This is a genomic window from Streptomyces sp. NPDC028289, assembly GCF_055565975.1.
In genome coordinates, this window is sequence record NZ_JBVHTI010000010.1 from 49,304 (window position 1) to 73,724 (window position 24,421).

23 protein-coding genes and 1 pseudogene are annotated in these 24,421 nt (G+C 71.7%); 15 read left to right on the forward strand and 9 right to left on the reverse strand.

Annotation, left to right across the window (positions count from 1 at the left end):
* Nucleotides 1-194: 194 nt before the first annotated feature.
* From ACZ4UV_RS42655 to ACZ4UV_RS42700, 10 genes are all read left to right on the forward strand, one after another.
* Nucleotides 195-2,501, forward strand: coding sequence for a sensor histidine kinase (locus ACZ4UV_RS42655; protein WP_467845605.1), 2,307 nt, complete (start codon nt 195-197; stop codon nt 2,499-2,501).
* The gene (locus ACZ4UV_RS42660) at nt 2,498-2,926 is read left to right on the forward strand and encodes a roadblock/LC7 domain-containing protein (RefSeq protein WP_390046012.1); all 429 of its coding nucleotides are present in this window, start codon (nt 2,498-2,500) and stop codon (nt 2,924-2,926) included. Before ACZ4UV_RS42655 ends, ACZ4UV_RS42660 begins: the two co-directional genes overlap by 4 nt.
* On the forward strand, nt 2,923-3,273 hold the full coding sequence (locus ACZ4UV_RS42665) for a DUF742 domain-containing protein (protein ID WP_351488343.1): 351 nt from the start codon (nt 2,923-2,925) through the stop codon (nt 3,271-3,273). Before ACZ4UV_RS42660 ends, ACZ4UV_RS42665 begins: the two co-directional genes overlap by 4 nt.
* Entirely contained in the window at nt 3,257-3,859 is a 603-nt protein-coding gene (locus tag ACZ4UV_RS42670; RefSeq protein WP_390046016.1) for a GTP-binding protein, read from the forward strand. The genes ACZ4UV_RS42665 and ACZ4UV_RS42670 overlap by 17 nt, the downstream gene beginning before the upstream one ends.
* Nucleotides 3,860-4,419: 560 nt before the next feature.
* Entirely contained in the window at nt 4,420-6,174 is a 1,755-nt protein-coding gene (locus tag ACZ4UV_RS42675; protein ID WP_467845612.1) for an FAD/NAD(P)-binding protein, read from the forward strand.
* Between the two features lie 61 nt (nt 6,175-6,235).
* Nucleotides 6,236-7,051 carry an LLM class flavin-dependent oxidoreductase gene (locus tag ACZ4UV_RS42680; RefSeq protein ID WP_390046018.1) on the forward strand — a complete coding sequence of 272 codons (816 nt, stop codon included), beginning with the start codon at nt 6,236-6,238 and terminating at the stop codon, nt 7,049-7,051.
* 28 nt (nt 7,052-7,079) lie between these two features.
* Nucleotides 7,080-7,895: a DUF1684 domain-containing protein gene (locus ACZ4UV_RS42685; protein WP_390046019.1), complete on the forward strand. Its 816-nt coding sequence runs from the start codon at nt 7,080-7,082 to the stop codon at nt 7,893-7,895.
* A 251-nt stretch (nt 7,896-8,146) separates the two neighbouring features.
* The gene (locus ACZ4UV_RS42690; RefSeq protein WP_451016513.1) at nt 8,147-9,046 is read left to right on the forward strand and encodes a S1 family peptidase; all 900 of its coding nucleotides are present in this window, start codon (nt 8,147-8,149) and stop codon (nt 9,044-9,046) included.
* Nucleotides 9,047-9,180: 134 nt separating this feature from the next.
* Entirely contained in the window at nt 9,181-10,008 is an 828-nt protein-coding gene (locus tag ACZ4UV_RS42695) for a slipin family protein (RefSeq protein ID WP_390046021.1), read from the forward strand.
* Between the two features lie 295 nt (nt 10,009-10,303).
* Nucleotides 10,304-11,383 (forward strand): S1 family peptidase, encoded by a 1,080-nt coding sequence (locus ACZ4UV_RS42700; protein ID WP_467845631.1) that lies wholly within the window; start codon nt 10,304-10,306, stop codon nt 11,381-11,383.
* A gap of 115 nt (nt 11,384-11,498) precedes the next feature.
* Here ACZ4UV_RS42700 and ACZ4UV_RS42705 read toward each other — a convergent pair whose 3' ends face one another.
* The 4 genes from ACZ4UV_RS42705 to ACZ4UV_RS42720 all read right to left on the reverse strand — a co-directional run bounded on the left by ACZ4UV_RS42705 (nt 11,499) and on the right by ACZ4UV_RS42720 (nt 17,343).
* Nucleotides 11,499-11,699: a hypothetical protein gene (locus ACZ4UV_RS42705; RefSeq protein WP_451016511.1), complete on the reverse strand. Its 201-nt coding sequence runs from the start codon at nt 11,697-11,699 to the stop codon at nt 11,499-11,501.
* 404 nt (nt 11,700-12,103) lie between these two features.
* Nucleotides 12,104-13,090: a DNA polymerase Y family protein gene (locus ACZ4UV_RS42710; RefSeq protein WP_467845634.1), complete on the reverse strand. Its 987-nt coding sequence runs from the start codon at nt 13,088-13,090 to the stop codon at nt 12,104-12,106.
* Nucleotides 13,091-13,095: 5 nt separating this feature from the next.
* Nucleotides 13,096-16,548, reverse strand: coding sequence for a DNA polymerase III subunit alpha (locus ACZ4UV_RS42715; RefSeq protein ID WP_467845637.1), 3,453 nt, complete (start codon nt 16,546-16,548; stop codon nt 13,096-13,098).
* A 420-nt stretch (nt 16,549-16,968) separates the two neighbouring features.
* Nucleotides 16,969-17,343, reverse strand: a complete 375-nt coding sequence (locus ACZ4UV_RS42720; RefSeq protein ID WP_390046031.1) for a cupin domain-containing protein — start codon at nt 17,341-17,343, stop codon at nt 16,969-16,971.
* Between the two features lie 85 nt (nt 17,344-17,428).
* Here ACZ4UV_RS42720 and ACZ4UV_RS42725 point away from each other — a divergent pair, with 85 nt between their 5' ends.
* Both ACZ4UV_RS42725 and ACZ4UV_RS42730 read left to right on the forward strand, forming a co-directional pair.
* Entirely contained in the window at nt 17,429-17,875 is a 447-nt protein-coding gene (locus ACZ4UV_RS42725) for a MarR family winged helix-turn-helix transcriptional regulator (RefSeq protein ID WP_451016508.1), read from the forward strand.
* 170 nt (nt 17,876-18,045) lie between these two features.
* Complete coding sequence (locus ACZ4UV_RS42730; protein WP_467845642.1) at nt 18,046-18,906, forward strand: esterase/lipase family protein; 861 nt, start codon at nt 18,046-18,048, stop codon at nt 18,904-18,906.
* A gap of 73 nt (nt 18,907-18,979) precedes the next feature.
* On the opposite strand, the gene ACZ4UV_RS42735 is transcribed toward ACZ4UV_RS42730, so the two are convergent.
* Nucleotides 18,980-19,930, reverse strand: coding sequence for a lytic polysaccharide monooxygenase auxiliary activity family 9 protein (locus ACZ4UV_RS42735; protein ID WP_451016506.1), 951 nt, complete (start codon nt 19,928-19,930; stop codon nt 18,980-18,982).
* 182 nt (nt 19,931-20,112) lie between these two features.
* On the opposite strand from ACZ4UV_RS42735, the pseudogene ACZ4UV_RS42740 reads away from it, so the two are divergent.
* Nucleotides 20,113-20,560, forward strand: a pseudogene (locus ACZ4UV_RS42740) (GNAT family N-acetyltransferase).
* Nucleotides 20,561-20,578: 18 nt separating this feature from the next.
* On the opposite strand, the gene ACZ4UV_RS42745 reads toward ACZ4UV_RS42740, so the two are convergent.
* Nucleotides 20,579-20,713 (reverse strand): hypothetical protein, encoded by a 135-nt coding sequence (locus ACZ4UV_RS42745; protein ID WP_089102986.1) that lies wholly within the window; start codon nt 20,711-20,713, stop codon nt 20,579-20,581.
* A gap of 140 nt (nt 20,714-20,853) precedes the next feature.
* Between ACZ4UV_RS42745 and ACZ4UV_RS42750 the strand changes: the two genes are divergently transcribed.
* Complete coding sequence (locus tag ACZ4UV_RS42750; protein ID WP_451016504.1) at nt 20,854-21,468, forward strand: class I SAM-dependent methyltransferase; 615 nt, start codon at nt 20,854-20,856, stop codon at nt 21,466-21,468.
* A 16-nt stretch (nt 21,469-21,484) separates the two neighbouring features.
* Here the strand turns inward: ACZ4UV_RS42750 and ACZ4UV_RS42755 are convergent, their stop codons facing one another.
* Nucleotides 21,485-21,985, reverse strand: coding sequence for a ribonuclease FAU-1 family protein (locus ACZ4UV_RS42755; RefSeq protein ID WP_351488398.1), 501 nt, complete (start codon nt 21,983-21,985; stop codon nt 21,485-21,487).
* Nucleotides 21,966-22,895: a GNAT family N-acetyltransferase gene (locus ACZ4UV_RS42760; protein WP_451016503.1), complete on the reverse strand. Its 930-nt coding sequence runs from the start codon at nt 22,893-22,895 to the stop codon at nt 21,966-21,968. The genes ACZ4UV_RS42755 and ACZ4UV_RS42760 overlap by 20 nt, the downstream gene beginning before the upstream one ends.
* Nucleotides 22,896-22,964: 69 nt before the next feature.
* Between ACZ4UV_RS42760 and ACZ4UV_RS42765 the strand changes: the two genes are divergently transcribed.
* Entirely contained in the window at nt 22,965-23,336 is a 372-nt protein-coding gene (locus ACZ4UV_RS42765) for a GntR family transcriptional regulator (RefSeq protein WP_390046046.1), read from the forward strand.
* A gap of 302 nt (nt 23,337-23,638) precedes the next feature.
* Here the strand turns inward: ACZ4UV_RS42765 and ACZ4UV_RS42770 are convergent, their stop codons facing one another.
* Nucleotides 23,639-24,409, reverse strand: a complete 771-nt coding sequence (locus tag ACZ4UV_RS42770; protein WP_390046048.1) for a DUF72 domain-containing protein — start codon at nt 24,407-24,409, stop codon at nt 23,639-23,641.
* Between the last annotated feature and the right edge of the window lie 12 nt (nt 24,410-24,421).

A 24,421-nucleotide genomic window follows, 5' to 3' on the forward strand; every position in this document is an offset into this window, starting at 1 on the left:
GCGCCCGTCACCGTATACGGGTGCGCGGCGCCGGGACGCTCGCCTCGGGATTCACCTTGATCCTGTTTCCGTGACGTAAAACAAAAACATGATCGGGTGACCGCTGCCCGGAGAGGTTCGTTGGCCGGAACGCAGAACCATTTCTGCCCAGGTTCTGCACATCCATCAACTCGCCTCATGATTAAGGCACTTCCGTGCAAGCAGCCACCATTCGCACCAGGCTCCTGAGGATCCTGGTCCTGGCCCTCGCCGTCCTGCTGACGCTGCTCGGCGTCGCGGCGGCCGAGCAGATCTCCGCCTACCGCAACGCCTCAGCGACCGCGGACAACGCCCGGCTGGAGATCACGCTGCAGGGCCTCATCCACGAACTCCAGAAGGAACGCGGCCTCACCACCGGATACGTCGGCGGCATCAAGGAGTTCGCGGCCAAGCTGCCCGCGCAGCGCAGGGCCACCGACACCGCCCGGGACCGGCTCGACCAGGCGCTCCGCGGCCGTGGCGACAACGCCGCCGGCGCGGTGCGCGAGTCCCTGGGACGGCTCGACGGCCTCGCCGGCATCCGCAAGCACGCGGACGACCACACCGGCGTGGTGAAGGACACCTTCGACTACTTCACCACCACCATCACCGTCCTCGACCGGCTCGACCTCGGCATCGGCGACGTCCACGACGCCACCCTGCGCGACGCCTACCAGGCGCTGCAGATCCTCGGCAACGCCAAGGAGTTCACCGGCGAGGAGCGCGCCATCGTGCTCGGCTCGGTGCGCGCCGGGCAGTTCCAGGGTGACGACTACAGCCGGTTCATGGAGATCCGGGCCGGCCGCCTCGCCGCCCTCGACGCCTTCCCGCGCTCGGCCACCGACGCCCAGCAGCGCCGCCTGGACGCGGCCATGACCACCCCGGACGCCGAGCGCGCGCTGGCGTACGAGGACACCGCCGTCAAGGGCGGCGGGAAGCTGAAGTGGAACGACATCCCGCCCATGCAGTGGTGGGACGCGATGACCGCCACCATCAACGGGCTGCGGGACGTCCAGGTCTCGCTCGGCACCGACGTCGAGAACCGGGCCTCGGCCCTGGAGGGCACCGCCCAGCGCGACCTGCTGCTCTTCCTGCTGCTCGCCCTCGGCACCGTCGCCGCGCTCGGCGCGCTCGCCCTCGACTGCGTACGGTCCGTCTCCGCGCCGCTCGCCGAACTCGCCCAGCAGGCTCGCGAGGTCGCCGGGGAGAGGCTGCCGAAGGCCGTCGCCGCCGTCCAGGACGGCTCCTACGGCGAGCACCCCGAGCCGCCCGCCCCGCTCGCCGTCTCCGGCCGGGCCGGCGCCGAGGTCAAGGAGGTCGCCGAGGCCTTCGACCGGGTGCAGCGGGCCGCCTACGACCTGGCCACCGAGCAGGCCGTGCTGCGCCGCAACGCCACCGACTCGCTGGTCAGCCTGGGCCGCCGCAACCAGAACCTGGTACGCCGCCAGATCAGCTTCATCAACCGGCTGGAGCACGAGGACGCCGACCCCGCCACCCTCGCCAACCTCTTCGAACTGGACCACCTCGCCACCCGGATGCGCCGCAACGCAGAGAGCCTGCTCGTCCTCGCCGGGGAGTCCAGCCCCCGCCCCTGGTCCACCCCGCTGTCCGTCACGGACGTCCTGCGCGCCTCCCTCGCGGAGGTCGAGGAGTACCGCCGGGTCACCCTGCGCCGGGTCGAGCCGGCCCATCTCACCGGCGCGGTCGTCGCCGAGATCGCCCACCTCCTCGCCGAGCTGATCGAGAACGCGCTCAGCTTCTCCCCGCCGGACTCGGACGTCGAGATCGAGGGCCGCCGCACCAGCGCCGGCTACCTGGTCGCCATCGTCGACCACGGCCTCGGCATGGACGCCCAGGCGATCGCCGAGGCCAACGTACGGCTCTCCGGCACCGCCAGCTTCATGGCCGAACCCACCCGGTTCCTCGGCCACTTCGTGGTCGGCGCGCTCGCCCGCAAGTGCGGGATCGAGGTACGGCTGGGGGAGGCGCCGGCCGCCGGAGTGGTGGCCCGGGTGCTCGTCCCGGACAGCCTGCTCACCGAGGTCGCGGCAGCCCCGAAGCAGCAGGCGGCCGCCGTCGTACCGGCCCCGCGCAAGGAGCCCGACGAGACGCAGCTCGTCTCCGTCGCCGCCGAGGCCGGGCCCGAACAGCCGCAGAAGAAGGGCGCCTCGGCCGCCCGGACCCGCAACGGGCTCGTGAAGCGGCCCCAGCGCAGCGCGATCTCGGAGGCCGTCAGCGAGACGGACCGGCCCAGCCGCCCCGCGCCCGCCGAGCGCACCCCCGACCGCAGCCCCGAGGAGGTCTCCGGAATGCTCGCCACCCTGCGCAGCGCGCACATGCGGGGCGGGATCAGCGTCGAGAAGGAGAAGCAGAAGGAGAAGGAGAAGCAGAAGGAGAAGGAGAAGCAGAAGGAGAAAGAAAAAGAACAGGGGCAGGCGCAGGCCCAGGCGTCCGAGGCGCGTACCGAGGAGGACGGCGAGTGACCACCGTCGGCACCCCCAACGACTCGCGGACCTTCAACTGGCTGCTCGCGAACTTCGTCAGGTCCACGGACGGGGTACGGGACGCGGTCGCCGTCTCCTCCGACGGGCTGCTGATCGCCGTCTCGGACGGGCTCGGGCGCACCGAGGCCGACCATCTGGCGGCGATCGTGTCGGGACTCTCGTCGCTCGCGCGCAGCGCGTCCAAGCGGTACAGCTTCGACGGGGTCAAGCTCATCATGATCGAGATGGGACGCGGCTTCCTGCTGGTCTCCGCGATCCGGGACGGCAGCTGTCTCGGCGTCCTCGCCGACTCCAGCGGCGAGCTGGGCCTCGTCGGCTACGAGATGGCGGTGCTCGCGGAACGGGCCGGTGACCTGCTGACCCCGACGCTCATCGCCGATCTGCGGCAGGCGTTGCCACGATGAGCGAGCGGGAGCCTGCCGAACCCGTCGAGGAGACGTCCTTCGTACGGCCGTTCATCATCACCGGCGGGCGGGCCGAGCCGCTCCAGACCGATCTGCGGCTGGAGACGCTGGTCGTGGCCGTGGGCGCGCCGGACGAGTCGCTCACGTTCGAACGCCGGCACATCGTGGCGGTGTGCGCGCAGCCGACCACGGTCGCCGAGGTGGCGCACCGGGTCGGCGTACCCCTCGGAGTCGCCAAGGTGCTGATCTCCGATCTCGTCGTCGCCGGGCAGCTCGCCTGCCGGCAACCCGCGGAGCTGCCGCTCCAGATGCTGGAAAGGATCAGGGACCATGTCCGGGCGCTCTGAGAAGGTCGTGCCGCTCGCCGTGAAGATCGTGGTGAGTGGGGGGCTGGGGGTCGGCAAGACGACGTTCATCGGGGCGATCTCGGAGATCGAGCCGCTGGACACCGAGGCGGCGATCACCCAGGTGTCGGTCGGCGTCGACTCGCTCGCCGGGGTCGAGTCCAAGACCACGACGACCGTGGCGCTCGACTTCGGCCGGATCACGCTGGATCCGGCCGTCGCGCTGTACCTGTTCGGGACGCCCGGCCAGGACCGGTTCTCGTTCCTGTGGGACGACCTGGTGGAGGGGGCGCTGGGCACGGTGGTCCTCGCGGACACCCGCCGGATCGAGGACTGCTTTCCCGCCGTCGACTACTTCGAGGCCCATGGGGCGCCCTTCGTCCTCGCCGTGAACCGCTTCGACGGAGCCGAGCGGTTCGAGCTGGAGGAGGTGCGGGAGGCGCTGGGCCTGGGGGCCGATGTGCCGGTGCTGGAGTGCGATGCGCGGGAGCGGGGGGCGGTGCGGGATGTGCTGGGGGCGTTGATGGACCGGGTGATCGGGCAGCGGGTCGGGCCCGCGAAGAGGAGGGTGGCGGTGATGTCGCGGTAGGGGGTGGGGCGCGGGGGTGTGTGGCGGCCGCGGGATTCGCCGTGGCTGATCGCGCAGTTCCCCGCGCCCCTTTGGGGCGCGTGAATCCGGCGTCTGTTTCTGCGTGCAGAGTGCGAGGGAGGGGGTGCGTGTGAAGGCGGAGGGAGAACGCGAAGAGTCCCCGCGGGTCGCGGGGCGCGCAGGGGGTCAGCTCAACAGGAACAGGACCACACTCGACCGAAGTCGATGTGGGAGCGCTTGACCAGCCACTGCTGCGGATGCATGGGCCAAGTGGAACAGGTCTCCGGTTTTCCGTCAACTGACCTGAGACGCGCCGCTCACACTCTGGACACCCTTGACAACGAGGGGAAACGGCACCGTAGAGTCGACGGACGGCCCTGCTGAGGGGCTCGGCCGTAAGAGCGCCGTACACCGGCGTTCCGTGTGAAGGCACCCGCACCCCCGTGTGCGCGTCCAACGTGTTCGATTGATCCGCCACGGAGCCTTCGCATGTCTTCCGAAACCCTTGCCAGAACCGTCCCCGCTTCCGTCCCCGGCATACCCGGGCCCGAGGCCGTCCGATGAGGCCCCAGCTGGTGATCGTGGGAGCCGGGCCGCGGGGGACCGGACTCCTGGAGCGCATCGCCGCCAACGCGCCCGAGCTGTACGCCGGTTCGGGTCTCGACATCCACCTGGTCGACCCGCATCCGCCGGGCGCCGGGCGCATCTGGCGGGCCGCACAGTCGCCGCTGCTGTGGATGAACTCGCACGCCGAGGACGTCACCATGTTCACGGACGAGTCGGTGCGGATGGCCGGGCCGGTGCGGGAGGGACCCACCCTGCACGAGTGGGCGGGCCTGGACGGCCGCACCTTCGCCGACCGGCAGATCCAGGGCCGCTATCTGCGCCACGTCCACGACCGCGCCGTCGCCGACCTCCCGGACGGCATCACCGTCCACCACCACCCGCGCCGGGCCCTGCGGGTCAGCGGACCGCGCGAAGGACGCCAGCAGGTCTGGCTGGAGGGCCGGCCGCGCCCGCTCCTCGCCGACCTCGTCGTCCTCGCCCTCGGCCACCTGGATGCCGAACTCGACCCGGAACAGGCCGCGTTGGCCGCGTACGCCGACGAGCACGGCCTGGTCCACCTGCCGCCCGACTTCACCGCCGACAGCGACCTGTCCGGGCTGCGGCCCGGCGAACCGGTGCTCGTGCGGGGCTTCGGGCTCGCCTTCGTCGACCTGATGGTGCTGCTCACGGAGGGGCGGGGCGGCCGCCACGACGGCGACACCTACGTGCCGTCCGGGCAGGAGCCGGTGCTGTACGTCGGGTCGCGGCGCGGCGTGCCGTACCACTCGAAGATCGGGTACGACTGGACCGGCGAACGCCCGCCGCTGCCCCGTTTCCTCGGCCCCGGCGAGATCGACGGACTGCTCGCCCGGCCCGGGGGCTTCGACTTCCGGCGGGACGTGTGGCCGCTGGTGGCGAAGGAGCTGGGCTTCGCCCACTACCACCGGCTGTTCACCGTCCATCCCGAGCGGACGGCCGTCGCCTGGCGGGACTTCGAGGAGAAGTACGCCGCCGCCGAGGGCGAGGCGGAAGTGCGGGCGCTGGTGGCGGCCGCCGTACCCGACCCGGCCGACCGGCTCGATCTCGCGGCGCTCGACCACCCGCTGGACGGGGTGCGGTACGGCTCGCACGAGGAGCTCCAGGAGGGGCTGCGCGGCTACATCGAGGCGGACCTGGGCCGCCGGCACGATCCCGAGTACAGCGCCGACCTGGCGGTGTTCCTCGGACTGCTCTCCGTTTACGGGCAATTGGTGCGGCTCGGCGACATCGGGTCCTGGTGGCACGGGTTCTTCAGCTACCTCGCCTCCGGGCCGCCCGGTCCCCGGCTGCGGCAGATGCTCGCGCTGTCCCGGGCCGGGGTGCTGCGGTTCGTCGGCGCCGGGATGACGGTGACGGCCGAGGACGGGGTGTTCCGGGCGTCCGCCGACACCGTGCCCGGGTTCTCCGTCGAGGCGCGGGCCCTGGTCGAGGCGCGGCTGCCCGAACCCACCGTGGGGCGGGCCCGGGACACCTTGCTGCGCGGGCTGCCCGCCGACGAGGCCGCCGAGACGGCCGACGGGCTGCTCAGGGTGGACCCCGCCGACGGGCGGATCCTCGACGGGGGCGGGCGGCCGCATCCGCGGCGGTTCGCGCTCGGGCCGTTCACGAACGGCCGTACGCCCGGCGCTTTCACCCGTCCGCGCACCGGAGGGCCCGCGTTCCGGCAGAACGACGCCACGGCCCGCGCCGCCCTCGCCTTCCTGGCCGACCTGGCGGGAGTCGTGTCATGAGCGGGCGTCACGGTCGGCGCCCGGCTGTCTCACAGGCTGTCTTACAGGGAGGTTCGTGGTGATGACCGGCTCGTACGGCCGGGGGCTGCTGCATCTGGCCGCCGCCGTGGATCAGGTCGGCGTGTTCGACGCGGAGCGCTATGTCGAGCTGGTGCGGCTGGCCGAGAGCGGGGGACTGGACTTCGTGACGCTCGACGACCGGTTCGGGTGGCCGGAGACCGACGCGCTCACCGTGCTGGCCCAGGTCGCCCCTGCCACCCGGCGGATCGGGCTGGTGCCGGTGACGACCGGTCCCGAGTCCGCCGTCGCCCACCTCGACCGGGTCAGCCGGGGCCGGGCCGGCCGGTGGAGCGAGGCTCCCGGACCCGCACCGGAGCAGCCGGTCCGGGTGGCCGACGCCACCGAGCCCGCCGCCCGGCAGGCCGCCGCCCGGTACGCGGACGTCGCCCTGGTGCGGGCCGCGAGCGCCGCGCAGGCCGCTGCCGTACGGGAGGAACTGCGGCAGCAGGCGGCGGAGTTCGGGCGGGAGCCGGAGGCCTTGCGGGTGCTGGTGAGTCTCGTGGTGGATCTGGGCGACGGGGAGCGCGCCGCCGAGCCGGGGCACGGTGGCGGCGGGCCCCGGCAGACCGTGCAGGGGCCGCTGTACCGGGGCGGCCCGGTGGATCTGGCGGAGCTGGTCGCCGGCTGGCACGGTGAGGGCGCCACCGACGGCTTCCACCTGGTCCCCGCCGAACCGCGCCGCGACCTGGAGCGGCTGGTCAACGGCACCGTGGCGCTCCTCCAGCACCGCGGTCTGTTCCGTACCTTCTACCCGGGCAGCACCCTGCGCGAGCACCTGGGCCTCGCCCGGCCCGCCGGGCAACTCGCGGCTCCGTGAAATACCTTGCGCATAGGAGAGACACGACATGAGTGACCACGAGGGCCACGGAAGGGCTGATCGTATGAACGCGGACGCGGCCGGGGACTGGAAGCGCTGGCACGAACACCGCGAGGAGACGGTGTCGGCGCCGTACGGGCCGCTCGCCCTGGTCGGCAGCCACTGGATCGAGGACCACCCGGACGGCAGGCTCCCGGCCGTCCCCGGCAGCTGGGCGGCCGACGGGGACGGCGTCGTGCTCACCGCGACGGCGGCCGACGGCCTCGCCCTGGACGGCGAGCCCTTCGCCGGCGAGGTCCGGCTCGCCGCCGACCCCGAACCGTCGGCCCGGGTCACGCTCGGCGCACGCCGGCTGGTCGTCCTGGTCCGCGAGGGCGTCTGGGGCATACGGGAGTACGACCCGGCCGCCGGGACCCGCCACGCCTTCCGGGGCATCGACGCCACCCCGTACGACCCGCGCTGGTCGGTGCCGGGGCGCTTCACGCCGTACGACGACGACCCGCGCACGGTCCGCGTCGGCACCGCGGACGGAGTGGAGCGCGCGCTCGTGCTCGCCGGGGAGCTCGGCTTCGCCGTGGCCGGCCAAGACCTGACGCTGCAGGTCGCCGAGCAGGCCGACGGCCGGCTGTGGGCGGTGTTCGCCGACACCACCAGCGGGGCCGGCAGCTTCCGGTTCAGGTTCCTCTATTCGGCCGCACCGGCCGCCGACGGCTCCACCACCGTCGACTTCAACCGGGCGCAGCTGCCGCAGTGCGCCTTCGCGGACCACTTCATCTGCCCGTTCCCGCCGCCGGGCAACACGCTGGACCTCGCGGTCGAGGCGGGCGAGCGGAAGCTCGCCTGAGGCATTCGACGGACATTCGACAGGGCGTCAACTCGCCCGGACCACGACAGGATCACACAAAGTCGGCATGGTTCGAACACGGTCGCACGGCCGAAAGGCACCCTTGCGGGTACCGGTCGTTCGCCCGAATACTCCCCCTCAGCGCTTGTCAGGGGCATTGCGTGTCCGAAATCCGGGCGCCGCCCACTGGCTGCGCCTCACGGGCCCCGACCCCACGCGGGCCCCCGACTTCCCCTGGGAGGGAACGAAAAGTGAGGATCAAGCGCACGACCCCCCGCAGCGGTATCACGAGACGGACCCGGCTGATCGCCGTGGGCACCGGCTTCCTGGCCGCGGCGGCGCTCGCCGTCCCCACCGCGAGCGCGAGTGACACCCACACCTTCAGCACCACCGAGCTGAAGGCCGTGAACAGCTCCGTCCTGAAGGCGGACGTCCCCGGCACCGCCTGGGCCGTGGACAGCAAGACCAACCGTGTCGTCGTCACCGTCGACTCCACGGTCTCCCAGGCCGAGATCGCCAAGATCAAGCGGCAGGCGGGCGTCAACTCCGGCGCGCTCACCATCAAGCACACCCCCGGCACCTTCAAGAAGCTGATCACCGGCGGCGACGCCATCTACGGCGGCGCCTACCGCTGCTCGCTCGGCTTCAACGTGCACAGCGGCAGCACGTACTACTTCCTGACCGCCGGGCACTGCGGCGAGGTGGCCTCGACCTGGTACAGCAACTCCGGTCACACCACGGTCCTGGGCACGAACGTCGGCTACAGCTTCCCGACGAACGACTTCGCGCTGGTGAAGTACACCAACACCTCGATCGCGCACCCGAGCGCGGTCGGCAGCCAGACCATCTCCAGCGCGGCCACGCCCAGCGTCGGGACGACGGTGTACCGTCGCGGTTCGACCACCGGCACGCACAGCGGCCGGGTCACCGCGCTCAACGCCACCGTCAACTACGGCAGTGGTGACATCGTCTACGGCATGATCCAGACCACGGTCTGCGCCGAGGGCGGCGACAGCGGCGGCCCGCTCTACGGCGGTTCCGTCGCCTACGGTCTGACCTCCGGCGGCAGCGGCGACTGCACCTCCGGCGGTACGACCTTCTTCCAGCCGGTCACCGAGGCGCTGAGCTACTACGGCGTGAGCGTCGGCTGACGACCCCTCGGATCGGCTTCCGGCCGGCTTCCGGCGAGCCCCCGTACGCAACCGGCGTACGGGGGCTCGCCCTTGTACGACCCCGGAGTTACCGTCGAAGGACCGTTGAAGTCAGTCACCCTCTGGGGGCCGGCATGGTCGAGGCGTTGGTGGCGGCCGGAGCCGCTCTCGTGTCCGTCGGAGCGGTCTACGCGCTGGCCGCGGCACGGGTCGTCAGGCAGTACGAGCGAGGCGTGGTGTTCCGCCTCGGACGGCTGCGACCGGAGGTGCGCGAGCCCGGGTTCACCATGATCGTCCCGTTCGTGGACCGGCTCCAGAAGGTCAACATGCAGATCGTCACGATGCCGGTGCCCGCGCAGGAGGGCATCACCCGCGACAACGTGACCGTGCGCGTCGACGCGGTCGTCTACTTCAAGGTGACCGCGCCCGCCGAGGCGGTGGTCCGGGTCGAGGACTACCGGTTCGCGGTCTCGCAGATGGCGCAGACCTCGCTCAGGTCCATCATCGGCAAGAGCGAACTGGACGACCTGCTGTCGAATCGCGAGAAGCTCAACCAGGGCCTGGAGCTGATGATCGACAGCCCGGCCGTGGAGTGGGGCGTCACCATCGACCGCGTCGAGATCAAGGACGTCTCGCTGCCCGAGACCATGAAGCGGTCCATGGCCCGGCAGGCCGAGGCGGACCGGGAGCGCCGGGCCCGCGTCATCAACGCCGACGCCGAACTGCAGGCATCCAAGAAGCTCGCGGAGGCGGCGAAGGAGATGTCGGAGCAGCCCGCCGCGCTCCAACTGCGCTTGCTGCAGACGGTGGTGGCGGTCGCCGCCGAGAAGAACTCGACGCTGGTGCTGCCGTTCCCGGTGGAGCTGCTGAGGTTCCTGGAGCGGGCCCAGCAGCAACTGCCCCCGGGGGGAGGGGCCGACGGTTCCGTCGGGTCGACGGGGGCGGATTCCGGCCAGGGGTAGCGGAGGGACTGCTGGGCGCGGACGTCACTGTCCGCCGTGCGTTGCTCACACGTGTTGTTTGCAGTGCGAATCCTCCGCGGGCGACGCCGGGCGACCCCGGGCGATCCCGGAGCGACCCGGGGGCGACTGTGAACGGTCCGCACACGGGGGGCGCACAACATCCGCGCACACGAGACCTGCAGTCGACCTTGTGTGCTCCCTGTGGGGGTCGGAATAGTGGGCGGCCGTCAACCAGCCTTCCGGCTCCTGAGGTCCCCACAACCTTACGGGCCGACCCCCCACAGGAGGACATGAGTTGAAGCACCGACGCATACCCAGGCGCCGGGCGGCGCTCGCCGGCGCGGGTGTCGCAGCGCTCGCCGCCGCCGGAGTGACCTTCCAGAGTGCGAACGCGAGCGAGCCCGCCAGGACCGCCCTGCCCCAGATCCTGTCCGCCCCGGCGGCCGGAAAGCTCGCCTCGACGCTCACCGCCGACCTCGGCACCGACACGGCGGGCACCTACTACGACGCCCGGTCGAAGAACCTCGTCGTCAACGTGCTCGACGACACCGCGGCCAAGGCCGTCGAGGCGGCCGGGGCGAAGGCGAGACTCGTCGCCAACTCCCTCGCCGAACTCGACGGCGCACGCACCACCCTGAAGCAGGACGCGACCATCCCCGGCACCTCGTGGGCGACCGACCCGGTCGGCAACAAGGTCGTCGTCACCGCCGACAGAACGGTCACCGGGGCCGAACTGGCCAAACTCACCAAGGTCGTCGACGCACTCGGCGGCAAGGCCGAACTCCGGCACTCGAAGGGGGAGTACAAACCCTTCATCGCCGGCGGCGACGCCATCAGCGGGTCGGGCGGCCGCTGCTCGCTCGGCTTCAACGTGGTCAAGGACGGCGAGCCGTACTTCCTGACCGCCGGGCACTGCACCCAGGCCATCTCCACCTGGTCGGACTCCTCCGGGAACGTGATCGGCCAGAACGCCCGGTCCAGCTTCCCCGGCAACGACTTCGGCCTGGTCAAGTACACCTCGGACGTGGACCACCCGAGCGAGGTCGACCTCTACAACGGCTCCGCCCGGCAGATCACCGGCGCGGCCGAGGCCACCGTCGGCATGAAGGTGACCCGCAGCGGCTCCACCACCCAGGTCCACGACGGCACGGTCACCGGCCTCAACGCCACCGTGAACTACTCCGAGGGCACGGTCGGCGGACTCATCCAGACCGACGTGTGCGCCGAGCCCGGCGACAGCGGCGGCTCGCTCTTCTCCGGCAGCAACGCGATCGGCCTGACCTCCGGCGGCAGCGGCGACTGCACCTCCGGCGGGGAGACGTTCTTCCAGCCGGTGACGGAGGCGTTGTCGGCGACGGGGGCGCAGATCGGCTGACGGTTCCGGTATCCGGTTCGGCGACCTGCGCCGTATCCCGGCGAGGGCCTGCCCCCTTCGAGAGGGCAGGCCCTTCGTCGTGCACGTCGTCGCTGGCTCGCAGGGTGACCTGGTGTCAGTCGGCAACGGCCTGAGAGGCGAGGCAGCTGTGCATCGCGGCGACCAGCTCGCCCGGGTCGGCGCCGGCGGCCGTGCCTGCCCGCATCTCGGCGGCGATTCGGCCGAACTTAACGTCCTTGGGCCGGTCGCCGCGGTGGGGCGCGTCGATCGCGACGATCGCGGAACCCCCGGCGGCGTAGTGGCGTGCGCGGGACACGGTGTGGGGGGCGTCCAGTGCTGCCCGCCGCCGTGGCCCAGCAGAATCAGGGGGCGAGTACCGCAGGTTCCCTCCGGCGTCCACAGCACGCCGGTGATCTCGTCGAGGGTGAAGAACTGTTCGGTGACGCCGTCCGACGACGCCTGGGAAGTGAACCGCATCGGCGTTTCAAGGCTTTCGGAAGTGCCCTGTGCGGGCGCTCCCTGGACCACGCAGAGGAGGGAGCCTCGACCTGTCACAGCGTTGATCGGTCTCTCCTCCTCGAATGCGCAGTGGCGCACGGCGGCGCCGAAGTTGTCACGAAGAACGTCACCCGTGCCTCGTCAGTCCACATCACCCCGAGGCATGGGGAGAGGCGCCGCCTCCTGGCCTGGGACACTACGGCGGTCTGTCGGCGCAGGCGGTCAGTTCGCCATGGTGGCCGGACGTACGGCTTCCGGTCCGAAGCGTCGTCGGGCACGGTCCGCGGCGGCTTCGGCGGCGCGGGCGCGGGCGCGGGCGTCGCCGGGGTCCAGGGAAAGCTGGCGGTAGGCCCGGTCGGCCGGCAGCAGGTCGTCCGCGCGGATCACGAAGGCGCGCACCCTCGCTCGCTGCAGGCCGAGACCGGTCAGCAGACCCAGTGCGGTCGCGGCGAGGGAGGGTGAGTGGTTGCTGGGTTCCGGCAGTGTGCGCGTGCGGGTGGTCGAGCTGCGGTCGGCGTACCGCACCGTGAGGGTGAGCCGGCTCGCGATCTGACCTTCGCCGCGCAGCCGTTGACCGACCTGGTCGGCAAGTCCCAGTACCGCGCGGTGGTGTTGGGCAGGATCGAGGCAGTCCCGTTCCAGGACGAGGTCGGCGATCTGGTGCGCCGCGGGTTCCGTGGGGACGACCGGACGGGGGTCGTGGCCGCGGGCGCGTTCGGTCAATAGCCGGGCCTGGCCTGCGCCGAGGAGCCGTTGCAGGGTCGCCGAGGGCAGGTCGGCGATCTGGCCGATGGTGTGCAGACCGTATCGGCGAAGTGTGTCTGCCATGGCACGTCCGATCCCCGGCAGCGCGGTGACCGGGCGGGGGTACAGCCATTCGGCGACCCGCTCGGCGGGGACCCAGGTGGTCGCGCCGGGCGCGGCGGCGTCGGCGGCCATCGCCGCCAGCATGCGGTTGCCCGCGAGCCCGGCGCTGCTGTCGACACCGTAGAGGGCCTTCAGTTTGAGCTTCGCCAGCTGGACCACGTCGTAGGGGGACAGGTCGAAGTACCGAAGCGCCGACGTCAGATCCAGTTGGACGGCGTTGGGCGGGATGGCCTGCACATGAGGCGTGACATCAGACATCAGTTCGATTATGTCGGCGTACTGAGCCTCGGTCAGTGCCGCGTGCAGGTGCAGGTGGGCGATGTGCCGCTGCCGTGTACTCATCCCGCTCATCCCGCGCTCCCGGGGCTTCGGTGGCCGAACTTCTTCAGGTCGGCCGAGCGGGTGCCGGCGGGCTGGAGGTCGGCGTACGGATGCAGCCGTGCGCCCGCGGTGCCGTCGACCAGGGTGCGCTGCGGCTGGGCGGGCGTCGGGTGCGCGCGGCTTCGGCCGAGCAGAGCGAGGGCGGCCTCGGGGCCGTTGTCCCGGCGGGCCGCGGCGATCTCGTCCAGGTCCCAGGCCATGGAGCCGACGACGGTACGACGGGTACCGCGCACCTGGACCGTGCCCCGGACCAAGAGCAGCCCGCTGTGGAAGACCGTGTACGCGCACGCCGGATGGGAGTCCTCGAAGAAGGCCAGGTCGACCAGGCCCGACCCGTCCTCCAGCGTGACGAAGATGATCCGCTTGCCGCTCGCGATCGGCGGCGTCTGGGTCGAGGCCCGGACCCCGGCCACGAGGACCTGCTGACCCGCCCGCAGTCCGGCCAGGTGCGCCGCGTCGGTCGCGCCGATCTCGCGCAGCAACCGGTGGTGGTGTTCCATCAGGTGCCGGGAGACGTCGATGCCGAGGGTGCTCAGCTCGGCGCTCAGGGCCTCGCGGCCGGTCATCTCCGGCAGGCCGCTCGGCTCCGTCCCGCCGATGGCGCCCGCTTCGATGGGCAGTTGTCCCGCACCCGCGGACCGGGTGCGGGACTGCCGGTGCAACTCGGCGATCTGGAGCAGCAGATCACGCCGGGTGAGCCGGCCGTCGTGCAGAGAGCTCAGCGCACCGATCTCGGCGAGGTGTTCGGCGATCGGTCTGCTGGGGTGTGCCCGCTGCCAGAAGTCCGACAGCGATCCGTACGGTTGCCCTTCCTCGATCCGCGCACACTCCGCCTCGCTGATGCCGTGCACCGCGGAGAGAGCGAGGCGTACGCCCCACTGGTCGCCGTCGGTCTTCTCCACGGTGTGCCGCACGCGGGAGTTGTTGACGTCGACGGGCAGAACGGGAACCCCGCCCCGGCGGGCGTCGGCGACCAGGACCCGCTTGGGCCACATCCCGGGGTCGTGTTCGAGCAGGCCGGCCAGCAGGAACGCCGGGTAGTGCGCCTTGAGCCAGGCGCTCTGCAGGGCGGGTACGGCGAAGGCGACCGCGTGGGCGCGGCAGAAGCCGTACGCGCCGAAGGCCTCGACGGTCTTCCACACCTCGTCCCGTACGGCCGCGCTGTAGCCGCGCGCACCGGCCCGCTCGTGGAACCAGTTCCTGATCCTGGGCAGTTGTTCCTTGTCGCCGAGCGCCCGCCGGGTGATCTCCCCGAAGGCCCGGTCGCAGCCGGTCAGCACCCGCAGCGTCTCGATGATCTGCTCGTGCCAGATGGTCACGCCGTAGGTGTCGGCGAGCACCGGCTCCAGGTCCGGGTGGGCGTAGGCGGGTGCGCCGCCGTGGCGGGCGGCGATGTACCGCTCGGGCATGCCACCGGCGACCGGGCCGGGACGGAAGAGGCTGATGTCGGCGATGACGTCCTGGACGTCGCGCGGCTGGAGCCGGGACAGGAGGTCCTGCTGGCCGGGCGACTCCAGCTGGAACAGGCCCAGGGTCTGGCTGGCCTGGATGAGCTTGAAGGCGAAGACGTCGTCGAGCGGCACCTGCCGGGGGTTGTCGAGATCGATGTGGTTGCCGGTGGTCCGTTCGATTTCGGTGACGGCGTGGGCCATCGCGGACTGCATCCGGACGCCCAGGACGTCGAGTTTGATGTTGCCCAGCGCCTCGATCTCCTCCTTCGCGGCCATGGCCATGGGGTAGTCGCCCTGCGGGGTGGGCTGCACCGGCAGCCGGTCCAGGAGGGTGGCGTCGCTGATGACCACGCCGCAGGGGTGCATGGCCATGCCGTGGACCAGGGAGTCGAGGCCCTCGGCGAGCTCCCACAGCGGGCCGTACCGGTGTGCCTCGCCCGCCAGCTGCCGTAGCTCGGGCAGTTCGGCGAGGGCACCGGTGATGTCGCAGGCGCGCAGGTGCGGGAAGCTCTTGGCGATCCGGTCCACGTCGGCGGGCGGGATGCCGAGGGCGAGGCCGGTGTCGCGCAGGGCGCGGCGGGCGCGGTAGGTCTCGGGCATGGCGGTGACGGCCACCCGCTCCTTCCCGAAGCGTTCGAAGATCGTGTCGTAGCACTCCAGGCGGCGGGCGGACTCCACGTCGATGTCGATGTCGGGCAGCGAGGCCCTGCGCACGCTGAGGAAGCGTTCGAACAGCAGGCTGTGGTCGAGCGGGTTGGCGGTGGCGATGTCCAGGGCGTGGCAGACCAGGGAGCCGGCGCCGGAGCCGCGGGCCGCGACCCGGATGCCCTTGGCCCGGATGTCGGCGACGACCTGCGCGACGGCGAGGAAGTACGCGTCGTAGTTCCAGTGGGAGATGACGGCGAGTTCCTCGTCCAGCCGGGCGAGCGCCTCCCGGTCGCGGTCGAGGCCGCGCCGGACCAGGCCGGCCTCACTGCGCAGGCGGAGCAGCCGGGCCGCGCCGTCGGCCCCGGGCTCGGCGCCGAAGAGTGCCGGTTCGGGGAGGTGCGGGGTGCCGAGGCCGAGGTCGGCCGCCGGATCCACGGTGCAGGCGGCCGCGGTGTCCGCGGTGTCGGCCATCAGCCGGTGGGCCCGGTGGGGGTCTGTTCCGGCGCAGTCAGTGATCATGCGGGCGACGGCCGCCATCCCCCTTTCGTCCCTGAGCCAACGCTGCCCGCTGTCCAGCCGGCGCCGGTCGATCGGCCGCAGCAGCCGGGCGGCGTCCAGGACGTCGGCGAGGCGGTGCTGGTCGGGGTCGGCGTAGCGGACGGCGTTGGAGAGCACGGCGGTGGTGCCGGTGCGGTCGGCCAGGGCGAGGGTGCGGGCGGCCAGGCGCAGGGATCCCGGGCCGGTGCCGGAACGTTTCTGCGCGACGGCTTCCAATCGAACATCCCTTCCGAAGATCTCCTGCCAGGGTGTGAGCAGCTTCACCGCGACGTCCTCCCGGCCCACCGACAGCGCCCGTACCGGCTCCGAGAGCGGCCCGAGCAGCACGGTCAGGCCGGGGCCGCCGTGCTCGCGCAGCGCCTCCCATGGCACCACCGGGGGTGTGCCGGACACGGCGCCGACGTGGGCGGCCGACGTGATCCGGCACAGCCGGGCCCAGCCCTCCCGGTCCTGGGCGAGCAGCACGAACCGCAACGGCGGCTCGATCACGTGCGCGCCGCCGCGCGCCGGGGTGCGGCGCCGCCGGACCGGCGGCGGGGGTGCCAGGGCCGCCACCGCGAGGTCGATACCGAAGACCGGCTTGACCCCGCCCTTCAGGCAGGCCTGCGCGAATCGAACAGTCCCGGTGACCGTGTCCCGGTCGGTGAGTGCGAGGGTCGTCATGCCGCGCTCGGCCGCCCGCTGGACGAGCTGCTCGGGGTGGGAGGCGCCGTAGCGGGCGGAGTAACCGGACGCGACGTGCAGATGGGCGAAGCCCGTCATGCCGCACCTCCATCACTCCACCCCTTTTCAGCACGTACGCCCTATATGTTCATCGTACTCTCGTTCGATTACTCTAACCCCATCAACCCCGGTCAGCGACTCTTAATCGAACATGCAAACGATTCTTCGAGGGCGGGTGACGCCCGAAACAGGCATCGCCCGGTCAGTTCCCTGACCGGGCGATGCAGTTGGAGGGAATCGCCTCCGCGGCGTGTCTCGCGCTGCAGGGATTCGGCGATTCGAGATGGGTGGACGGGGCCCACGCGTGAGCGCGGCGCTCGGGGGGATCGTGGCTCTCAGGGGGTGTGCCGGCCGCCTGGCGGCCGTTCCGGCGGGGTTCGTGCCGCGGGTGTCGCCGCCATGAACTGCGCACCGGTCCGGCAGGACGGGCCCACGGGTGGGGCCGTCGGCCCCGGTACGTCAGTTGGCCCACGGCGGCACGATCCTGCTGCCGTCGGCCAGCTCGGCCTCCAGGCCGACGGACGTGGTGACCCAGGAGAGCGCGGTGTGGTCGGTCGGGTTCTCGACGGTGAGGGTGGCGCCGGGGTTGACGATGACGGTGTCGCCGGCCCGGACGCGCTCGGTGCGGCCGTCGACGGTGATCAGGAGCTCGCCGACGAGCAGGTGGAAGATCTCCTCCCGGTTGACGGTGTGGGCGGGCGCCCTGGTCCCGGCCGGTATCTCCCCTCGCCAGGCGCAGAGTTCCTTGCTGCCGGTGCGGGGAGTGGCGTAGGAGACGAAGCGGGCGCCGTGGATCTCGTGGGTGGTGGCCTCGGCGGAGCGGACGACGGGCATGGGTACCTCCTGGCGAAGTGGTCAAGTAGCTTGACTATATGGTCAAGTGGCTTGACCGATCCGTCAAGGGTGTTTCAATGCCTCCGTGCAGAACTCCGAGGCCATGGCCCTGTCCGCAGCCCTGCTCGCCGCAGCCGGTGAGCTGACCCAGCGCATCAACGACGGGGTCGTCGCCCGCGGCTTCGACGGGATGAGGCCCGCCCACGGCTTCGCCTTCTCGCGGCTCGCCCCGGACGGGGCCACCGTCACCGAACTCGCCGCGCATCTCGGGGTGACCAAGCAGGCGGCGAGCCAGCTCGTCGATGAAATCGTGCGCAAGGGGTATGCCGAGCGCCGGCCGCACCCCGGGGACGCGCGGGCGCGGCTGATCGTGCTCACCGGGCGGGGGTGGGCGTGCACGCGGGCCGCGGAGGAGGCGGCCGCGGAGGTCGTGCGGGGCTGGGGTGATGTGCTGGGGGAGGAGGGGGTGCGCGTGTTGCGGCACTCTTTGGCCCGTATCGCCCCCTATGGTCCCCTCAGGCCCATCTGGTGACACCCCGTCAGGTGAGTTGCGCGCGACCGGTTACTCGGAAGTTTTACCGACGCGTAACTTCACGCTTTCACTACTCGCCCGTAACTTGATGGGTGAACAGCATCCTTCGTGATCCGGATCACAGGGCGTAAGGCCGTCGTACCTCCCTTGAGCCGCAAGGAGATCACCCGATGCTGCCCTGGAAACGAGTGCTCAGACCCCTCACCGCGCTGCTCCTCGCCGCCGCCGTCGCCACCGTTCCCGCCGCCACCGCCCACGCCTCCAGCGCCCCCACCACCGGCTGGAACGACTACTCCTGCCGCCCCTCCGCCGCCCACCCCCGCCCGGTGATCCTGGTCCACGGCACCCTCGGCAACTCCGTCGACAACTGGCTCTCCCTCGCCCCGTATTTGGAGGACCGCGGCTACTGCGTCTTCTCCCTCGACTACGGCCAGCTGTCCGGCGTCCCCGTCTTCTACGGACTCGGCCCCATCGACAAGTCGGCAGAGCAACTCTCCGCCTTCGTAGACAAAGTGCTCGCCGCGACCGGCGCCGCCAAGGCCGACCTCGTCGGCCACTCCCAGGGCGGCATGATGCCCCGCTACTACCTGAAGTTCCTCGGCGGCTCCGCCAAGGTGAACGCCCTCGTCGGCCTCGCCCCCGACAACCACGGCGCCACCCTCAGCGGCCTCACCAACCTGCTGCCGTACTTCCCCGGCGCCTCGGACCTGATCAAGGCCACCACCCCAGGCCTCGCCGACCAGATCCCGGGCTCCGACTTCCTCGCCAAGCTCAACGCGGGCGGCGACACCGTCCCCGGGGTGCACTACACGGTCATCGCCACCAAGTACGACGAGGTGGCCACGCCCTGGCAGAGCCAGTACCTGAGCGGCTCCGACGTCCACAACGTCCTGCTCCAGGACCTCTGCTCGCTCGACCTCTCCGAGCACGTGGCGATCGGGCTCTTCGACCGGATCGCGTTCCACGAGGTGGCCAACGCGCTCGACCCGGCCCACGCCACCGCCACCACCTGTGCGTCGGCGTTCAGCTGAGCCTTCGCCCAACTGAACGCCGCCGGGGCCTGTCCGGCCTGAGCCGCCGGTCAGGCCCCGGAGCCATGAGGGATCAGCGCCGCGGCGCCCCCCGCCGAACCGACAGGAGGAGCGCGCTGGAGCCCAGCGCCAGAGCGGCCGCCCCGCCGATCGCGAGGTACGGCGCGGAGCCGTCGCCGCCGGTCGCGGCGAGTGTCGTCTCCGTACTTCCGGCGGGCTCGGGCGCGTTGGCCTCCGTGGCCGGTGCCGCCGAGGTGCTCGCGTCGTCGTCGCCGTGACCGCCGTGCCCGATCGTCGACCTGCCGGCACCGGCCGCGATCTGCTCGTCGGTGGGGGTGGAGGCGGTCGGGGCCGGGGAGGCGTTCGTGGCCGTACCTGTGTGGGCTTTGTCACCGCCCCCGAAGTCGACGTCCGAGCAGGAGTAGAAGGCCTCCGGGCTGTCCGAGCGCTGCCAGATCGCGTACAGCAGCTGGCGGCCGGTGCGCTCGGGGAGGGTGCCGGAGAACGTGTAGAAGCCGCCGGCGGCAACCGGGTCGGTGGCCGTCGCCACCGGGTGGTCGAGGTCCAGGTCCGCCCAGGCCGGCGGCTTGGCCGGGTCGTAACCGGCCTTGGTGAGGTACACCTTGAAGGTGCCCTTGTGCGGCGCGGTCACCCGGTACCTGAAGGTGTACGACCCGCTGCTCACGTTGGTCGCCGGCCAGTCGGCGCGGGCCAGGTCGAGACCCTTGAACTCGTCGTTGCCCGCGCTGCACAGCTTCCCGTCCGGGATCAGCGCCTGGTGCCGGCCGTTCGCGTCGCCGATGCGGATGCCGTTCCAGTCGTAGAGGGCCTGCGTGCCGCCGGCCGCGACCGCCGCCTTGCACGCGTCCGACGTCGGGCTCTCCGGGTTCTCCGCGTAACACTGGGCGACCCGGCTGACCGGGTCGCCCATCGTGCCGTGCGCGGACGCCGGCGCGGCGGCGAGCGTGACCGCACCCACGCCGAGCGCGACGGCGACGGCGATCTGACGGCGTGTTGCGAGCATGCGGAGACTCCTCGGAACGGTCCTCGGGGCGGGCTCGGTCCCGCCTGCTGGATCCCGTGGGGGCGATCAGAAAGCTAGCCCCAAGAAACCGTGAAATCGCCTGCTGGGAGCGGGCGACGGAGATCCTTATGGTCGCCTTAAGGGAGTGTTCGGACTGCGCTGAGGTAGCTAGCGTTCACGCCATGACGAACGACGAGATCCGGCCCGCCCGGCCCGCCGACGTACCGGCCGTGAAGGCCGTGACCGACATGGCGTACCACCACTACATCGCGCGGATCGGGGTGGTGCCGCAGCCCATGGAGGCGGACCACATGGCGAACGTGGCAGCGGGCCGGGTGTTCGTCGTCGGAGAGCCGGTGACCGGGCTCGTCGTCATCGAGGCCCACGACGGCCACCTGTTCCTCGACAGCATCGCCGTCCACCCCGACGCGCACGGCGGGGGTGGGACGGCGGCTGCTGGAGTTCGTGGACGCACGCGCGCGTGCGCTCGGCCTGCCCGAGGTCAGGCTCTACATGAACGCGTCGATGTGGGAGAACCAGAAGATCTACCCGAAGTACGGGTACGAAGTCGTCGAGCGGCGTGCGGACGGGCCCTACGACCGTATCCACTACCGCAAGCGGCTGGACTGAAGGGCGTGGGGGCGCATGTCAGCCGTCCGGCCACCAGGTGCGTGCGATGTCCTTGCGCACCTCGGGGCGGCCGGCGGGGCGCTCGTCGGCCTCCTCGCGGATCCGGCGGCTGTCTGTCCTCTTCAGGGGCTTCTGCACAGTTGTGCGGCGCATGGCTGCCTCCTTCAGGGCCTACCGAGTTCCGCGTTGTCACGGAGGTAGACGCTTTTGGCGAGAGTTCCTCATCGATGCCGGTCTGTCAGTGGTCGCTGTCACACGGATCGAGTGTCAGTGGTGGGTGTCACGCTGGGGGCATGAGGAATGAAAGTGATCGGACGGTTGCGGTGAGTGTCGACTGGGATGCCGAGGCGGCCCGGTTCGACGAGGAGCCGGATCACGGCCTCGGCGCCCCCGAGGTCCGGGCGGCCTGGGCGGCGCGGCTGAGGGCGTGGCTGCCCGAGCGCCCCGCCGACCTCCTCGACCTCGGCTGCGGCACCGGCAGCCTGGCCCTCCTCGCCGCCGAGCAGGGCCATCGCGTCACAGGGGTCGACAGCTCCCCGGCGATGGTGGAGCGGGCCCGCGCCAAGCTGGCCGGCCGTGACGCGGTGTTCCTGCCCGGCGACGCGGCGGCGCCGCCGGTGGGCGAGCGGCTCTTCGACGTCCTTCTCGTACGGCATGTGCTGTGGGCGCTGCCCGACCCCGCGCGCGTGCTGCGGCACTGGCGGGGCCTGCTGCGGCCCGGAGGGCGGTTCGTGCTGGTGGAAGGGGTATGGGGGACCGTGACCCCGGTCGGCATACCCGCCGACCGGCTCGCCGCCCTCCTCGCGCCGCTCGCCGCGGACGTGCGCGTGGAGCCGCTGTCGGCGCAGGCGGTGCTGTGGGGCAAGGAGGTGGACGACGAGCGGTACGCGGTGGTGGCGACGGTGTGAGGGGGTCTCGGGGGCTTCAGGACAGCAGGGCGGTGAAATCCGGCTTCCGGGCCAGGCTCTCCAGCGTGTCCAGCGCGGCCTCGGCCGCCGCCGCGGCCTCCGGGTCCCGCTCCGCCAGCCCGCTCTCGGCGAACTCGTCCTCGTCCAGGCGGCGTACGTCCGTGCCGTCGGCGGAACGCCACAGGTCCAGGTCGAGGTCCTCGACGACCAGCCGGCCGCCGCTGAGCGTCGCCGGACGGGTGACGTCGCAGTACCAGCCCTTCAGCGTGCCGTCGGCGGCGCGGACCTCCTTCACCGCGTACCAGCGGTCCCGCCAGTAGAACTCGGTGAAGACATCGCCCTGTTCGAAGCGGACGAAGCCGAAGTCGCGCGGCGTGTCGCCGGCCCAGGGGGCACGCACGGCGATCCGGGTACCGTCGTCGTGCAGCAGCTCGGCGGGGTAACGGATCTTCGTACGGCCCGCCTTGACCAGCTCGACGTCCACCGTGCCGGTCGGCTCAGCCGAGTTCACGGACATACCTGACCTCCGTCGCGCAGATTTCGTACCCGAACCACTTGTTGATCGCCAGCATCGGGCCGTTGCCGCTGTCGTTGCCCGTCAACGCCTGGGTGAAGCCGGCGGCGCGGGCACGGTGCAGTGAGTCGTTCTTGGCGAGCTTGGCCAGCCCCTGGCCGCGGAAGGCGCGGGCGGTGCCGGTCATGACGGTGCCGTACCGGGTGCCGCCGTCGGTGCGGGCCGCGCTGAAGGCCGCGGGGCGGCCGTCGACCAGGACGACCGACGACAGCTCATGGCTGAGCAGCGGGTGTCGCCAGGTCTCGTCCAGCCAGGCCTCGTAGTCGGCGAACTCGAAGTCGATGTCGCTCGGTTCGTCCAGCAGCGTCTCCGCGTCGAGGTCGAAGAGCGGACGGGGGTCGTCGGCGAAGTCGGCGGCGGTGCGCAGCTCCACACCGGGCGGGGGAGTCCGCAGCGGGGGCAGCTCGCCGTGCGCGAGGTCGAGACGGAGGAAGTGGGCCGAGCGGCTCGCGGTGTAGCCGCGGCGCTCGGCGAAGGCACGGTTGGCCGGGGCGTCCAGCACCCAGGCGTACGACGTGCTCGCGCCCACCGCCGACAGGTGCGCCTCCGCCGTACGGACCAGGAGGGCGCCGGCGCCCCGGCCGGTGCGCTCCGGATGCACGTACACGTTGGCGAAGCCCTGGCCCGGCTCCGTGCTCTCGTGGGCGAGGCCGACCTGGGCGGTGCCGATCACCTCGCCGTCCTCCTCCGCGACCAGCTGGCGGAAGCGGGCGTCGGGGTGGGCGTGCGTGAGGTCGTGGACCAGCGACTCCGGGGTGTACAGCATGAAGGGGAGGGCGAGCTGCCGGACCCGGGCGAAGCCCTCGGCGTCGGACCGGACGTCCGGGCGCAGGTCGCGCACGATCACTGTCATGGGGCGCACGCTATGCGGGACGTGTGCGGGATGCCTCTCATTTTCCGGCGGGTACGGGAGAATCGGGCCGTGACCTTGAAGATCCACATCGATGACAGCGCGCCGCCGTACGAGCAGGTGCGGGCGCAGATCTCCGAGCAGGCGCGGGGCGGGGTGCTGCCGGTGGGATACCGGCTGCCGACGGTGCGGGGGCTGGCCGAGTCGCTGGGCCTGGCGGTGAACACCGTGGCCAAGGCGTACCGGGCCCTGGAGACCGACGGGGTGATCGAGACGCGGGGGCGCAACGGCACGTTCGTCGCGGCGGCGGGGTCGGCGGCGGAGCGGGAAGCGGCGGTCGCCGCGCAGGCCTATGCCGACCGGGTCCGGCGACTCGGGCTGGCCGAGGAGGAGGCGCTGTCCGCGGTGCGGGATGCGGTGCGGGCGGCGTACGGGGCGAGCTGAGGCCGGCTCGGCACCGCCGAAATCCGCCGTCGCGGCTGATCACCGCCGCGGCGGAAGAAAAAGAGCCGGAGGGAGGGGCCGGGTTGGTGGGGTGGGGTGAGTCGGCGGAAGGGACCGAGGCGGCGGGAAACCCTGAGGTGGTGGGGAAGTCCGATGATGGTTGCCTGTGGTCCTTCTCCTCCGTCGGCTCTCTTTCTCCGCCGCAACGGCGATCAGCCACGGCGGTGCCGTACTTTGCTCGGCCCCGACGTGGCAAGCGCGGCGTCAGCCGCTCGTGCTCAGCTCCAGCGTCCTGGTCGCCGTCAGCCGCTCGTGCTCAGCTCCGGCGTCCTGGTCGCCGTCAGCCCCGCCCGTTCCGCCGCCCTCCCGAACGCCACCGCGTCCCGCACCGCCGCCCCGCCCGGGTCGTTGTTGAAGTACGTGTAGACGTCGGCCTTCCTGGGGTACGCCGTGGCGATGCGGTCGACCCACGTCTCCAGGGAGCGGCGGCCGTAGCGGGGCCAAGGCTGGGCCCGGCCCTCGTGGAAGCGGACGTAGGCCCAGTCGGCGGTGCGCCAGAGCGGGGTCATGGGGCGGGCCTGGATGTCGGCCCAGCACAGGGCCGCGCCCCGGGACTCAAGGACCTCCCGGGTCTCCCGCGTCCACCAGGAGTCGTGGCGGGGTTCCACCGCCACCCTCGTACCGCGCGGGAAGCACGACAGACAGGCGTCCAGCAGGGGCGGGTCCGCCCTGAGCGTCGGCGGGAGCTGGAGCAGGACCGGGCCCAGCCGGTCGCCGAGGCCCGCCGCGTGGGTCATCAGGCGGTCGACCGGCTCCTCGGGGTCCTTGAGCCGTTTGATGTGCGAGAGGTAGCGGCTCGCCTTGACCGCGATCACGAAGTCCGGCGGGACCCGGTCCCGCCAGGACTCGAAGTTCTCGCGGCTCGGGAGGCGGTAGAACGCGTTGTTCAGCTCGACCGTCGTGAAGTGCCGTGCGTACTCCTCCAGCCACGAGCGCAGGGGCACGTCGGCCGGGTACAGGACGTTCCGCCAGTCCTTGTACTGCCAGCCCGAGGTTCCGATGAACAGGGGCATACCCCCCATCAA

Bases quoted from the DNA above. Each gene is read 5' to 3' on its own strand.
- ACZ4UV_RS42665 (WP_351488343.1), top strand. From the start codon at position 2,923: ATGAGCGAGCGGGAGCCTGCCGAACCCGTCGAGGAGACGTCCTTCGTA.
- ACZ4UV_RS42670 (WP_390046016.1), top strand. From the start codon at position 3,257: ATGTCCGGGCGCTCTGAGAAGGTCGTGCCGCTCGCCGTGAAGATCGTG.
- ACZ4UV_RS42675 (WP_467845612.1), top strand. From the start codon at position 4,420: ATGAGGCCCCAGCTGGTGATCGTGGGAGCCGGGCCGCGGGGGACCGGA.
- ACZ4UV_RS42680 (WP_390046018.1), top strand. From the start codon at position 6,236: ATGACCGGCTCGTACGGCCGGGGGCTGCTGCATCTGGCCGCCGCCGTG.
- ACZ4UV_RS42685 (WP_390046019.1), top strand. From the start codon at position 7,080: ATGAGTGACCACGAGGGCCACGGAAGGGCTGATCGTATGAACGCGGAC.
- ACZ4UV_RS42695 (WP_390046021.1), top strand. From the start codon at position 9,181: ATGGTCGAGGCGTTGGTGGCGGCCGGAGCCGCTCTCGTGTCCGTCGGA.
- ACZ4UV_RS42710 (WP_467845634.1), bottom strand. From the start codon at position 13,090: ATGAGTACACGGCAGCGGCACATCGCCCACCTGCACCTGCACGCGGCA.
- ACZ4UV_RS42715 (WP_467845637.1), bottom strand. From the start codon at position 16,548: ATGACGGGCTTCGCCCATCTGCACGTCGCGTCCGGTTACTCCGCCCGC.
- ACZ4UV_RS42720 (WP_390046031.1), bottom strand. From the start codon at position 17,343: ATGCCCGTCGTCCGCTCCGCCGAGGCCACCACCCACGAGATCCACGGC.
- ACZ4UV_RS42730 (WP_467845642.1), top strand. From the start codon at position 18,046: ATGCTGCCCTGGAAACGAGTGCTCAGACCCCTCACCGCGCTGCTCCTC.
- ACZ4UV_RS42735 (WP_451016506.1), bottom strand. From the start codon at position 19,930: ATGCTCGCAACACGCCGTCAGATCGCCGTCGCCGTCGCGCTCGGCGTG.
- ACZ4UV_RS42745 (WP_089102986.1), bottom strand. From the start codon at position 20,713: ATGCGCCGCACAACTGTGCAGAAGCCCCTGAAGAGGACAGACAGCCGC.
- ACZ4UV_RS42750 (WP_451016504.1), top strand. From the start codon at position 20,854: ATGAGGAATGAAAGTGATCGGACGGTTGCGGTGAGTGTCGACTGGGAT.
- ACZ4UV_RS42755 (WP_351488398.1), bottom strand. From the start codon at position 21,985: ATGTCCGTGAACTCGGCTGAGCCGACCGGCACGGTGGACGTCGAGCTG.
- ACZ4UV_RS42760 (WP_451016503.1), bottom strand. From the start codon at position 22,895: ATGACAGTGATCGTGCGCGACCTGCGCCCGGACGTCCGGTCCGACGCC.
- ACZ4UV_RS42770 (WP_390046048.1), bottom strand. From the start codon at position 24,409: ATGCCCCTGTTCATCGGAACCTCGGGCTGGCAGTACAAGGACTGGCGG.